General features: G+C 30.7%; 13 protein-coding genes. 7 read left to right on the forward strand and 6 right to left on the reverse strand.

What is annotated here, in order from left to right:
• The first annotated feature begins 12 nt into the window (after window positions 1-12).
• The 4 genes from FBE93_RS01510 to argH are packed head-to-tail and all read left to right on the forward strand — an operon-like array spanning window position 13 to window position 6163.
• Window positions 13-1353 carry a sodium-dependent transporter gene (locus tag FBE93_RS01510; protein ID WP_165434101.1) on the forward strand — a complete coding sequence of 447 codons (1341 nt, stop codon included), beginning with the start codon at window positions 13-15 and terminating at the stop codon, window positions 1351-1353.
• 31 nt (window positions 1354-1384) lie between these two features.
• On the forward strand, window positions 1385-3184 hold the full coding sequence (locus FBE93_RS01515) for a biotin/lipoyl-containing protein (protein ID WP_165434102.1): 1800 nt from the start codon (window positions 1385-1387) through the stop codon (window positions 3182-3184).
• A 12-nt stretch (window positions 3185-3196) separates the two neighbouring features.
• The gene (gene pckA, locus FBE93_RS01520) at window positions 3197-4771 is read left to right on the forward strand and encodes a phosphoenolpyruvate carboxykinase (ATP) (RefSeq protein WP_002934267.1); all 1575 of its coding nucleotides are present in this window, start codon (window positions 3197-3199) and stop codon (window positions 4769-4771) included.
• A 9-nt stretch (window positions 4772-4780) separates the two neighbouring features.
• Window positions 4781-6163, forward strand: coding sequence for an argininosuccinate lyase (gene argH / locus FBE93_RS01525; protein WP_165434103.1), 1383 nt, complete (start codon window positions 4781-4783; stop codon window positions 6161-6163).
• A gap of 21 nt (window positions 6164-6184) precedes the next feature.
• Here argH and ychF read toward each other — a convergent pair whose 3' ends face one another.
• From ychF to rpiB, 6 genes are read right to left on the reverse strand one after another with little or no spacing between them, the layout of a single operon-like run.
• A complete protein-coding gene (gene ychF / locus FBE93_RS01530) occupies window positions 6185-7288 on the reverse strand; it encodes a redox-regulated ATPase YchF (protein ID WP_087699923.1) in 1104 nt (367 codons plus the stop codon).
• Window positions 7285-8736: a leucyl aminopeptidase gene (locus tag FBE93_RS01535; protein ID WP_002934270.1), complete on the reverse strand. Its 1452-nt coding sequence runs from the start codon at window positions 8734-8736 to the stop codon at window positions 7285-7287. The genes ychF and FBE93_RS01535 overlap by 4 nt, the downstream gene beginning before the upstream one ends.
• Window positions 8733-9329 carry a DedA family protein gene (locus FBE93_RS01540; protein WP_165434104.1) on the reverse strand — a complete coding sequence of 199 codons (597 nt, stop codon included), beginning with the start codon at window positions 9327-9329 and terminating at the stop codon, window positions 8733-8735. Before FBE93_RS01540 ends, FBE93_RS01535 begins: the two co-directional genes overlap by 4 nt.
• Window positions 9330-9347: 18 nt before the next feature.
• Entirely contained in the window at window positions 9348-9896 is a 549-nt protein-coding gene (gene apt / locus FBE93_RS01545; protein ID WP_002934271.1) for an adenine phosphoribosyltransferase, read from the reverse strand.
• Window positions 9893-10225, reverse strand: a complete 333-nt coding sequence (locus FBE93_RS01550) for a membrane protein (protein WP_002853247.1) — start codon at window positions 10223-10225, stop codon at window positions 9893-9895. Before FBE93_RS01550 ends, apt begins: the two co-directional genes overlap by 4 nt.
• Window positions 10225-10662, reverse strand: coding sequence for a ribose 5-phosphate isomerase B (rpiB, locus tag FBE93_RS01555; RefSeq protein ID WP_002934272.1), 438 nt, complete (start codon window positions 10660-10662; stop codon window positions 10225-10227). Before rpiB ends, FBE93_RS01550 begins: the two co-directional genes overlap by 1 nt.
• 165 nt (window positions 10663-10827) lie before the next feature.
• On the opposite strand from rpiB, the gene FBE93_RS01560 reads away from it, so the two are divergent.
• The 3 genes from FBE93_RS01560 (at window position 10828) to FBE93_RS01570 (ending at window position 13050) form a co-directional block, all read left to right on the forward strand.
• Window positions 10828-11382, forward strand: a complete 555-nt coding sequence (locus FBE93_RS01560) for a chemotaxis protein CheB (protein WP_002934273.1) — start codon at window positions 10828-10830, stop codon at window positions 11380-11382.
• Between the two features lie 15 nt (window positions 11383-11397).
• Window positions 11398-12186, forward strand: a complete 789-nt coding sequence (locus FBE93_RS01565; protein WP_002865901.1) for a CheR family methyltransferase — start codon at window positions 11398-11400, stop codon at window positions 12184-12186.
• Between the two features lie 135 nt (window positions 12187-12321).
• Window positions 12322-13050: an amino acid ABC transporter ATP-binding protein gene (locus FBE93_RS01570; protein ID WP_002865902.1), complete on the forward strand. Its 729-nt coding sequence runs from the start codon at window positions 12322-12324 to the stop codon at window positions 13048-13050.
• The last annotated feature ends 18 nt before the right edge of the window (window positions 13051-13068 follow it).

Consider the following 13068-nt stretch of genomic DNA (forward strand, 5'->3'; position numbering starts at 1 on the left):
GTTTGAAAAATAATGAGAATATATTTTTCAAAAATCGGTTTTGTATTGGCTGTTGCTGGTGGAGCCATTGGTTTAGGTAATGCTTGGAAATTTCCAACTTTAAGTGCAGAAAATGGTGGTTTTGTTTTTGTGCTTTTATATTTGTTTTTTACTTTAACCATAGGATTTAGTATTTTTTTGGCTGAAGTGGCTATGGGACGTTTAAGTAAAAGTGATCTTGCAAATGCTTATTCAAATCTTGCCATAAAATATGGCAATAGATGGCGATATGGCGGCGTTTTTATGTTAGGTGGTATTTTTGTTCTCTCTTTTTATCTAGTTATTATGGGATGGGTTTTAAAATATACTGTAGTTAGTCTTTATTATCTTCCTAAAACCTTAGATGAAGCAGCAAGTAATTTTCAGAATTTAATTACTACAAATTTGACAAGTTCTGTTTTTTTCTTCACTTTATCTTTTTTTCTTACTTTATTAATAGTATCTAAAGGTTTAATCAAAGGGATTGAAAAATTAAACGTTGTTATAATGCCTAGCTTATTTTTAATGCTTGTTTTTATGTTGTTTTATTGTATGGGATTTAAGCAAGGTTTTGCAAATGCTTTTTCTTATTTATTTTATCCTGATTTTTCACATTTTAAATTTAGCTCTATTGCCGAAGCTTTAGGGCTTGCATTTTTTACCTTATGCTTAGGAATAGGTTGTATAGTTACATATTCATCGGCTTTGGATAAAAAAACAAATTTTATAAAAAGTTCAGTGTATATTGCTTTGATTAACTTATTGATTTCTTTTATCATGGGACTTATTGTTTTTACTTTTATCTTTGAATTTGGAGCCGATCCGCATATTCAAGGAGCAGGAATTGTTTTTGTATCCTTGATGAGTTTGTTTAATCAACTTGGAGCTTTAGGCTATATTTTTGCATTTTGTTTTTTCTTAGCACTTTTTTTTGCTGGTATTACTTCAGCTGTTTCAATGATAGAGCCTTTAACTTTTTATATGATTAATAACTATCAAATTTCTCGTACTAAAGCTCTATTTTTAATAGGTTTATTTGTTTTTGTTTTTGGAATTTGTTGTATCTTGTCATTAAATTTAAATTTTTTTTCTATGTTTAGTTTTTTTGGAAAAGATTTTTTTACTTTATTGGATAAATTAACTTCAAATTTTTTACTTCCACTTGGTGCTATAGTATGCTCTATATTTGTAGGTTTTTTTATGAATAAAAAACAAATTTATAAAATTTTTTCTAAATTTATAAGTCGAAAAATTTTCTTAATTTGGTTGTTTTTTATTCGTTTTATATCGCCTATAGCAATAATTTTGGCAATGTGTTATCAAATTTTTGTATAATAATGAAAAAATATTTTTTTAAGGAAAAATAATGGCTAAAAAATTCATCGATGTAATGGATACAAGCTTTAGGGATGGTTTTCAGTCTGTTTATGGAGCTAGGGTTTTAATGGATGATTTTTTTCCTGCAGTAGAAGCAGCAAAAGAAGCAGGCATTACACATTTTGAATTTGGCGGTGGTGCTAGATTTCAAAGCTTGTATTTTTATCTTAATGAAGATGCTTTTGCCATGATGGATAGATTTAGAGCTATTGTAGGAAAAGATGCCAATCTTCAAACTTTAGCAAGAGGGGTCAATACCGTTACTTTAGACACTGGAAGTAGTGAGCTTATTGATTTGCATGCAAAACTTTTTGCAAAACACGGTACTACAACGATAAGAAATTTTGATGCCCTTAATGATGTAAATAATTTAAAATTTAGTGGTGAATGCATAGTAAAACATGGGTTAAAGCATGAAATTACTATCACTTTAATGGATTTACCGCCAAATTGTAAAGGTGCCCATGATGTGCCTTTTTATGAAAAAATTTTAAAAGAAATTTTAGCAGCAGAAATTCCTTTTCATAGTATTTGTTTCAAAGATGCAAGTGGAACTTCTAATCCAAATAAAATTTATGAAACCATTAAAATGGCTAGAAAAATTTTACCTCAAGATACACACATTAGGCTTCATACGCATGAAACTGCAGGAGTGAGTATAGCTTGCTATCTTGCAGCACTTGAAGCAGGGGTTGATGGTATTGATTTGGCTGCGGCTCCAGTAAGTGGCGGAACCTCTCAGCCTGATATTTTAACCATGATGCATGTTTTAAAAGGCAAAGATTATGATTTAGGCGGACTTGAGGAAGAAAAAATTCTAAAATACGAAGAAGTTTTAAAAGATTGTTTAAAAGAATATTTTTTACCACCTGAAGCTACTATGGTAAATCCACTTATTCCTTTTTCCCCTATGCCAGGAGGAGCTTTAACAGCAAATACACAAATGATGAGAGATAATAATATCTTAGATAAATTTCCACAAGTCATTCATGCTATGAGAGAAGTTGTAGAAAAAGGTGGATTTGGTACTTCAGTTACTCCAGTTTCTCAATTTTATTTTCAACAAGCTTTTAATAATGTGATGTTTGGATCTTGGAAAAAAATCGCAGAAGGTTATGGAAAAATGGTGCTCGGTTATTTTGGAAAAACTCCAGTTGCACCCGATGTAAACATTATTGAACTTGCTTCAAAACAGCTTAATTTAGAACCTACTACAGAGCTTGCTATTAATATAGCTGATAAAGATGAGAGTAAAAGTATAGCTTATACCAAAACCTTGCTTGAAAAAGAGAGTATAGAAACGAGTGAAGAAAATATATTTATTGCAGCAGCTTGTAAAGAAAAAGGTATAGCATTTTTAAAAGGAGAGGCAAAGGTAAATGTACGCAAATTAGCTAGTATGCCAAAACCTATGAGTGTAGATGAAAACAAATTTACCGTAGCTGTAAATGGTAACAAATATCATGTAGAGGTAAGCTATGGTTTTGATAAAGATGTTAATGTTAAAAGTGTAAAAAAAGTAGAAGAAAATAAAAATATTGTTTCTTCAAATTCAATAAGTTCTGTAGATGCTGAAAATGAAGTTTTAGCAGGTATTTCAGGTAATGTTTTTAAAATTTATGTTAACGAAGGTGAAGAAGTAAAATCAGGTCAAGCCATCATGGTTTTAGAAGCAATGAAAATGGAGATTGAAGTTAATGCTCCAAAAGATGGAATTATTTCAGAGCTTTGTATTAAAATAGGCGATACTGTTAACGAAGGCGAAGTATTAGCTATCTATAAGAATTAAAGTGAGGGAAAGATGAAAAAATTTGATAATTTAGGTTTGGATAATATAAAAGAAATTTTTCATAATTTAAGTTATGATGAATTAAATGCTCATGAAAAAGCAAATAATGAAGGTTTAAGTACGGATAATGATACTTTTTGTGTAGATACAGGGATTTTTACAGGTAGAAGTCCTAAAGATAAATATTTTGTAAAACAAGATCCATCTAGTAAGTATATTGCTTGGGGAAAGGTAAATCAGCCCATTACAAAAGAATTATTTGATAAGCTTTTGACTAAAGCAAAACAAGAATTAAGTGGAAAGAAAATTTATGTTCAAGATGCTTTTTGTGGTGCTTCTTTGCAAAGTCGCAAAGCAGTAAGATTTATTACTGAAATTGCATGGCAAGCACATTTTGTTAAAAATATGTTTATTCGCCCAAGTCAAGAAGAACTTGAGAATTTTAAAGCAGATTTTATTGTTTATAATGCTTGCAAATGTATCAATGAAGATTACAAACAAGATGGTTTAAATTCAGAGGTTTTTGTAATCTTTAATGTTGAAGAAAATATAGCGGTTATTGGTGGAACTTGGTATGGCGGAGAAATGAAAAAAGGTATTTTTTCTATGATGAATTATTGGTTGCCACTAGAAAATAAACTTTCTATGCATTGTAGTGCAAATGTCGGAGAAAAAGGCGATGTAGCGCTTTTCTTTGGACTTAGTGGCACTGGAAAAACTACGCTTTCAACCGATCCAAAAAGAAAACTTATAGGTGATGACGAACATGGTTGGGATGATGAAGGTGTGTTTAATTTTGAGGGTGGCTGTTATGCAAAAACAATCAATCTTGATCCTGAGCATGAGCCTGAAATTTATGGAGCTATTAAAAGAAATGCACTTTTGGAAAATGTAGTTTTAAGAGCTGATAAGAGTGTTGATTATGCTGATGCTTCAAAAACAGAAAATACGAGAGTTTCTTATCCTATAGAGCATATTGAAAATCATGAGCCTAGCTTAAAAGCAGGGCATCCAAAAAATATTATATTTTTAAGTGCAGATGCTTTTGGAATTTTGCCTCCGGTGAGTAAATTAAGTAAAGAGCAAGCTATGTATTATTTTTTAAGCGGTTATACAGCAAAAGTAGCTGGAACTGAGCGTGGTATAACAGAGCCTCAAGCAACTTTTTCAGCTTGCTTTGGAGAACCTTTTATGCCTTTGCATCCAACGGTTTATGCGAGATTGCTTGGTGAAAAGATTGAAAAACATGAAGTTAATGTTTATCTTGTTAATACGGGTTGGAGCGGTGGAAGCTACGGTGTGGGTAAAAGAATGAGCATTAAGGCTACTAGGGCTTGCATTAATGCTATTTTAGATGGAAGTATTACAAAATGCGAATTTGAAAATTTTGAAGTGTTTGATTTAGCTATTCCAAAAGCTTTAGAAGGTGTAGAAAGCATGCTTTTAAATCCTATAAATACTTGGTCAGATAAAAATGATTATATTGCAACAAGAGATAAATTAGCACATATGTTTATACAAAATTTCAAACGCTATGAAGATGTCAAAGAAGGCATTGAATTTAGCAAATTTGGACCAAAAATTTAAGGCGTTTAAATGAAAAATGAAATGTGGTCAGGACGCTTTAGTGGTGCAAGCGACGAGCTTTTAAAGGAATTTAATGCGAGTTTAAATGTAGATAAAACTTTGTTTAATGAAGATATACAAGGATCCATAGCACATGCTACAATGCTTGAAAGTTGTGATATTTTAAAAAAAGAAGAATTAGATGCTATTATAAAAGGCCTAGAACAAGTTAAAAGTGAAATAGAGCAAGGTAAATTTGTTTTTGATATCAAAGATGAAGATATTCATATGGCTATAGAAAAGCGTTTAAGCGAGATTATAAGTAGTGAAATTGGCGGAAGACTACATACTGCAAGAAGTAGAAATGATCAAGTGGCTACTGATTTTAAACTTTTTGTAAAAAAATCTCATATTGAACTTATAAAGCTTTTAAAAGAATTGATTCAAACCATGCTCAAACATGCTAAAGCGCATAAAAAAACTATTATGCCAAGTTTTACACATTTACAACACGCTCAGCCTGTGAGTTTTTCTTTTTATATCTTAGCTTATGCTTTTATGTTAATGCGAGATGTTAAGCGTTTGCAAAATAGCCTAGAACTTGCAGACTTTTCACCACTTGGATCTTGTGCATGTGCAGGAACAAGCTATGCTACCAATCGTGAGTTGAGTGCTAAAATTTTAGGATTTAAAGATATTATGCCAAATGCTATGGATGGAGTGAGTGATAGGGATTTTGCTCTTGATTTGCTTTATGATATAGCAGTTATTTTTACACACACTTCAAGACTTTGTGAGGAAATGATTTTATTTTCAAGCTCAGAATTTTCTTTTATAACCATAAGTGATAGTTTTTCAACGGGAAGTTCTATTATGCCTCAGAAAAAAAATCCCGATGTTTGTGAGCTTATACGTGGAAAAACAGGGCGTGTTTATGGAAATTTAATTTCTCTTTTAACTATAATGAAAGCTTTACCTTTAGCTTATAATAAAGATATGCAAGAAGATAAAGAGGGGATTTTTGATAGTGTAAAAACCGCTAAAGACAGCTTAATTATCTTAAATGCAATGTTAAAAGAAATACAAATCAACAAAGAAAATATGCTTAATGCTTGTAAAAAAGGTCATATGTTGGCTACCGATTTGGCAGATTATTTGGTGCGTGAAAAAAATATTCCTTTTAGAAAAGCACATTTTATAGTGGGAAATGTTGTTGTACAAGCTGAAGCACAAGGCATTGATATAAGTGAAATTAAAGATCTTTCAAAAATAGATCCTGTATTTGATGAAAAAGCTATGGAACTTTTAAATTTTGAATTTTCTTTAAATTCTAAGCAAAGTGAAGGCTCAAGTTCTATTGCAAGCGTAGAAAAGCAAATTCAAATTTTGGAAGGTTTTATTCAAAATTTATAAATATTGTTTAGGCTATTTTGCCTAAACATTGAATCTAAAATGCATTACATCGCCATCTAAAACGATATAGTCTTTTCCTTCAAGGCGTAGCTTTCCTGCTTCTTTGGCGCCATTTTCGCCTTTGTATTGGATATAGTCTTCATAAGAGATAACTTCAGCTTTTATGAAACCTTTTTCAAAGTCATTGTGAATTACACTTGCTGCTTTTGGTGCTTTCCAGCCTTTTTTGATTGTCCAAGAACGCACTTCAACTACACCAGCGGTAAAATAACTGATCAGTCCAAGCTTAGCAAAAGCAGTGCGTATGATTTGATCAAGACCGCTTTCGTTAACTCCTAGGGAACTTAAAAATTCATGACTTTCTTCATCACTTAATCCTACTAATTCTTCTTCGATTTTTGCACAAAGCTTGATAACTTCATGATCATTTTTTTTAGCATATTCTTTTAAAGCTTTTACATAATCATTATCTTCACTAATACCATTTTCATCAACATTTGCACCATAAATCACTTCTTTAGCAGAAAGCAGTCTTAATTCTTTGATTAAGGCTTGATAAATTTCACTTTCTTTTTCAGGGTAAGAGCTTACAGCTAAGCCTTTGTTTAAATGATCAAGTAAGGAATTTGCAAGTTCGAGACTTTCTTTAGCGCCCTTTTGATTGGCTTTGGCTTCTTTGGTGAGTTTTTCTATTTTTTTACTAAGTTGCTCAATATCTGCTAAAATAAGCTCTGTATTGATAATTTCTATATCACGTAAAGGATCAACTCCACCTTCAACATGGGTAATATTTTCTTCATCAAAACAACGTACTATATGCAAAATAACCTCAGTTTCACGTATATTTGAAAGAAATTTATTTCCCAAGCCTTCTCCTTTACTTGCACCTTTAACAAGTCCAGCGATATCTACAAATTCTATTAAAGAATGCATAATTCTTTCAGGTTTTACTATTTTAGCAAGTTCATTAAGTCTTAAATCAGGAACTTCAACCATGGCTTTATTAGGCTCTATGGTGCAGAAAGGATAGTTTGCGCTTTGGGCATTTTGTGCTTTAGTTAAAGCATTAAAAGTTGTTGATTTGCCAACATTTGGAAGTCCTACTATACCTACACTTAAACTCATTTAGCTTTCCTTAAAATTTGAATTAAATAATTAACGCACATTCTAACTCCAGCTCCACCTGCGCCAAAACTAGAATATCCCCAAGATTTTTCTGTATAAGCAGGTCCTGCTATGTCAAGATGTAGCCATTTGTCTTTATATTCTTTACGAATAAATTTATCTAAAAATAATCCTGCGGTAATTGCACCTCCGTAGCGACTAGAGGCAGTGTTGCTAACATCGGCAATATTTGATTTTATAAGTTCTCTTAAGTGAGGGTTGAAATGTAAGATTGTGGTATATTCCCCGCTTTTTTTAGAGCTTAGATAAAAATCATTTTGCAAATCTTCATTATTTCCCATAATAGCGCTTGTAAATTCACCAAGTCCTACAACACAAGCCCCAGTAAGAGTTGCCATATCGATAAGTAAATCAGGTTTTAAATCCTGTGCAAAAGAAAGGCAATCAGCTAAAACTAAGCGTCCTTCTGCATCTGTATTTCTTACCTCTATGCTTACACCTTCACGACTGATTAACACATCATCAGGCTTGTAAGCATTGCCACCTATCATATTTTCAGTTGCGCCCAAAATACAATGCACTTCTAAATCTAAAGCAAGTTCAGCTACGGCTTTTATGATTCCCATTGCTGCTGCTGCACCGCTTTTATCAGCTTTCATTGTAAGCATAAAATCAGCTGGTTTTAAGCTTAATCCACCACTATCGTAAGTTAAGCCTTTTCCAACAAATACAACACGTTTTTTTGCATTTTTGGCTTTATAGCTTAGATGAATGAGGCGTGGTGGATGTACCGAGGCACGATTTACTGCTAAAAAGGCATTCATTTTTTCTTTGGCTAAAAATTTTTCATCATAAATTTTACAAGTGATGTTTTTATTTTCTTTAGTTAAATTTTGTGCATCTTCTGCCATTTTTAAAGGGGTGTAAATTTCAGGAATTTCATTGACTATATTTTTAGTAAAATTTGTGGCATTAGCTAAAATTTCTCCACGCTCTAAACCTATCTTAGCTTCATCTTTATTAAATTTCTTACCATTTAATTCTTCGCTTGAAATAATAAATTTTTCCAAAGTACTTGTTTTTTTCTCGTTTTTATATTTGTCAAATTTATAAGCTCCAAAAAGTACGCCTTCAACCAAAGATGCAAAACTTCTAACTACACAATCTCCTATTATGCTAGGAAGTTTTACGCTTTTAATATTAAGCTTTTCAAGAGTTTTATATGCTGTGCAAAGACTTAATCTTATATCCTCATAAGCAAGGCTTTTAAGCTCTAAATAAAGCTTTTTATTGTTTAAGTCCAATAAAACACCTTCGCCTTTGTAATTATTAAGTTTAAAAAAATCTTTTTCTTTGTTGAAATTTTTTAAATTTTTATCCTGTATAAAAACAAGTTCAAAGTCTGCTTTTATAGCATCTAGTTTTTTATCGTTTAATTCAAATTTCATGATCTTTTCCTTTTATCTTTAAGTATAGCTTTTTCCATTTGTTTAAAACCAAATAATAAAAGGGATAAAAAAGCTATAATAATAATGGCTGCATAATACCAATGTTCTTCAGCCCAAGTCACCATCTTCCAAATTTGTTCTCCAAAATACCAAGCTAAAAGTATAGTGATTGATGCCCAAACCCAAGCACTAAAAAGATTGATAATAGCAAATTTTTTTGCACTATAACGCGTGATTCCTATACTCATAGGTATAATGGTTCTAAAGCCATACATATAGCGTTGTATAAAAATAATAGGCCAACCAAAACGTTGTAAAAGTAGGTGTGCTACTGCAAATTTACGCCTTTGAGTTTTTAATTTTTTTTGTATGTAGCGTTTATTATATCTTCCTATATAGAAATAAATTTGATCGCCTACAAAACCGCCAAGACCTGCTATAAATATAACAAAGCCTAAATTTACATGTCCTTGATGGGCAAAAATACCTGCTAAAATTAAAGCTAACTCTCCTTCTAAAATACACCATAAAAAAATAATAATATAAGCTAGATCTTTGTATTGGTAAAGTAAATTTTTTAAAAATTCTTCCATTTGTACCTTTCTATAGTTTTAAATTTCTAAAACACTATAAACTGAAGTAAGTTTTTCAAGTTTATTTGCTCCATTTAAATCTTTAAGATTCATTAAAAAACAAGCTTCAACACATTTTGCTCCAGCTTTTTGAATGAGTTCATATGAAGCTATAGCTGTTCCGCCAGTTGCTATTAAATCATCTATAAGTAAAACTCTTGCATTTTGAATATTTTTAAATGCATCTTTATGAAGTTCTACTTTATCGCTGCCATATTCAAGATCGTATTCACAGCTAAAGGTTTCAAAAGGGAGTTTTCCAGGTTTTCTAATAGGCACAAAAGGAAGATTAAGTTTTGCACAAATCATAGATGCAAAGATAAATCCTCTGCTTTCTGTTCCTGCTATGAAGTCTAGATTGTAATCTTTGTAGCGTTCTTTTAAATGTTTAAGTAGAAAATTTAAAGCCTCTTTGTTATTTAGTAGAGTGGTAATATCTCTAAAAATAATTCCTTTTTTTGGAAAATCAGGAATAATCCTAATGCTATCAAGCAGGTATTTTTGTTCTTCTTGTGTTAGTTTTATCATAATAATGCCTCGATTTTTGCTTCTAATTCTTTAATTCTTTGTCTTAGTTTGTCATTTTCCAAACGATATTGAGAATTTCTAGTTCTTAAAGATGTAAGGTCTGCTTTGATTTTATTAAGTTCTTCTGTGAGTATATCTATATTTCCAAGACTTCTTTGAAGTTGAATTTGTAGTTTTCTAATGACAATCTCAGTATCATCAAGATTGTTTTTGATAAAATCTTTTGATGTTTTTTCTTTATTAAGTAGAGTTTTATAGTAAAACAACATTACAATAAGATAGATAGTTGCACAAATCAATATAGTTAAAACAAGCCAGTTTGTAAACATTATATTTTTACCTCAATTTTTTGAATTCTTTGCATATGTCTCCCTTCTTCAAAAGGAGTTTGAATGAATTTTTCTATAATATCTATAGCTAATTCAACCCCGATTAATCTTCCGCCTAATGCCAAAACATTGGCATCATTATGCCTTCTTGCAAGTTCTGCACTTAAGCTTTCATGACATAATGCACAACGAATGTTTTTATGACGATTTGCTGCAATAGAAATTCCAATTCCACTTCCACAAATAAGAATGCCAAAGCTTCGTTCGCCTATTTTTTCGGCAAGTAAATGTGCATAATCAGGATAATCGCAGCTTGCGCAAGTGTTTGTTCCTAAATCGTTAAAAATTATATTTTTTTCTTTTAAAAATACGCAAATTTTTTCTTTTAATTCAAAACCAGCATGATCACTAGCAATATAAATTTTTTCCCTAAGCATTGGTTTCCTACATTACTATATAAAATAAGATAAAAACCTAATCTTATCATATTAAATCATAAAAACAGCTTTTCTTTTTTTAAAAATAAGCTTTATTTTTCTTTATATATGTTAGAATTACGTGACAAGAAAAATAAAATTTCAATAAATTAAGGGGAGAAGAAAATGAAGCTCATACTCATAGGATCTTCAACAGGTGGTCCTAATCAGCTTAAATTTCTTTTAAAGGATATTGATATAAAAAATACTTGTGTAGTTATAGCTCAACACATGAGTGCCAGTTTTATTCCATCTTTTGTGGAGCAATTTAATAAAGAAGCTTTTAGTGAAGTGTGCTTATTGAATGATAAAGAGATATTAAGCAATAAAATTTATATTTGCCCTAAAAATACTATTTTATCTGGAAATTTAAATATTGTAGCTGCTTGGCAAGATGTGGCTTCAAGCTTTAAACCGAGTGTGGATTTACTTTTTCATTCCGCTGTTTCTTTGGCAAAAACAAATAAAATACTTGCTATTATTTTAACGGGCATGGGAGATGATGGCGCAAAAGGTTTATTTGAGCTTTATAAAACAGGAGTTAGATGTTTATGCGAGAATGAAGCAGATAGCGTCGTTTATGGTATGCCAAAAAGAGCAAAAGATATGAATCCGCATTTAAAACCTATGAGCTTAAAAGAAATTAAAAAAGAAATTGTAAATTTTATTGATCAGGATTAATAAAAGGAAAATTGCATGGAAAAAAAAATAACTCCTAGCGAATTAGAACTTAATGAATTTATAAAAATTATCAACGAAATGAGCGGTATTGATTTAACCGATAAAAAAAATATACTAGCTTTAAAGTTGAATAAATTTCTTGAAGGAACTAATACTAAAAATTTTTCCGAATTTTTGGGAAAATTAAAAAGCAATAGACAACTTAAACAAGAAACTTTAGATTTTGTAACCATAGGTGAAACTTATTTTTTAAGAGAATTGGCTCAATTGAAAGAAATAATTTATTATGCCAAAAGCTTAGAAAAGAGAGTAAATATCCTAAGCGCCCCTTGTTCAAGTGGAGAAGAGGTATATTCTTTGGCATTATTGGCTGCACAGAATTTTATTAAAGATATGTATATTTTAGGCATTGATATTAATTCAAGCGTGATTGAAAAAGCAAAACTTGGAAAATATCAAGGAAGAACTTTACAGCGATTGAGCGAGAGTGAAAAAAGAAGGTTTTTTTTAGAAAGCGAAGATAAATTTTATACTATTAATAAAAATGAGCTTTGTACTTGTAAATTTGAACTTTGCAATGTTTTTGAAGAAAAATTTTCAAGATTGGGAAAATTTGATATTATAGCTTCTAGAAATATGATTATTTATTTTGATCATGAATCAAAACTAAAACTTATGGAGAGATTTCATAGAATTTTAAATGATAAAGGAAGGCTTTATGTTGGCAATGCTGATTTAATTCCAGAGACTATTTATTTTAAAAAGATTTTCTCTCCAAGAGGTGTTTACTATGAAAAAGTATAAATTCTAAAAATTACTAAAAGTTACACTTTAGAAATTTATTAGTAAAAATAAGTTACATTTTGAAGTGGTTTTCTTTATTTAATGATAAAATAATTTTAATTAATTTTATATTTAGTTAAAAATAAAGGAAAAAACTTGATTGAATTAAAAAATGTAAACAAATACTACGGAACTCATCATGTTCTAAAGAATATTAATCTTTCTGTTAAAGAAGGTGAGAAGCTTGTTATTATAGGTCCAAGTGGAAGTGGAAAAAGTACAACTATCCGTTGCATGAATGGGCTTGAAGAAGTTAGTTCAGGCGAGGTCGTAGTTAACAATCTTGTTTTAAATCATAAAAATAAAATTGAAATTTGTCGAAAATATTGTGCAATGGTTTTTCAGCATTTTAATTTATATCCACATATGACGGTTTTGCAAAATTTGACCTTAGCTCCAATGAAACTTCAAAAAAAATCTAAAAAAGAAGCTGAAGAAACAGCTTTTAAGTATTTAAAAGTCGTAGGTTTAGTGGATAAAGCAAATGTTTATCCAGCAACCCTTTCAGGCGGACAACAACAACGCGTTGCTATAGCAAGATCACTTTGTACTAAAAAACCCTATATTTTATTTGATGAACCTACTTCAGCCCTTGATCCAGAAACCATACAAGAGGTTTTAGATGTAATGAAAGAAATTTCACATCAAAGCAATACTACCATGGTGGTTGTTACACACGAAATGGGTTTTGCAAAAGAAGTAGCAGATAGGATTATTTTTATGGAAGATGGTGCTATTGTGGAAGAAAATATTCCTAGTGAATTTTTCTCAAATCCAAAAACTGAAAGAGCGCGACTCTTTTTAGGGAAAATTCTTAAAAATTAACCAAAATTGAAAGGAGAA

Source organism: Campylobacter sp. CFSAN093229 (genome assembly GCF_011068225.1).
In the GTDB taxonomy this organism is placed as follows: domain Bacteria; phylum Campylobacterota; class Campylobacteria; order Campylobacterales; family Campylobacteraceae; genus Campylobacter_D; species Campylobacter_D jejuni.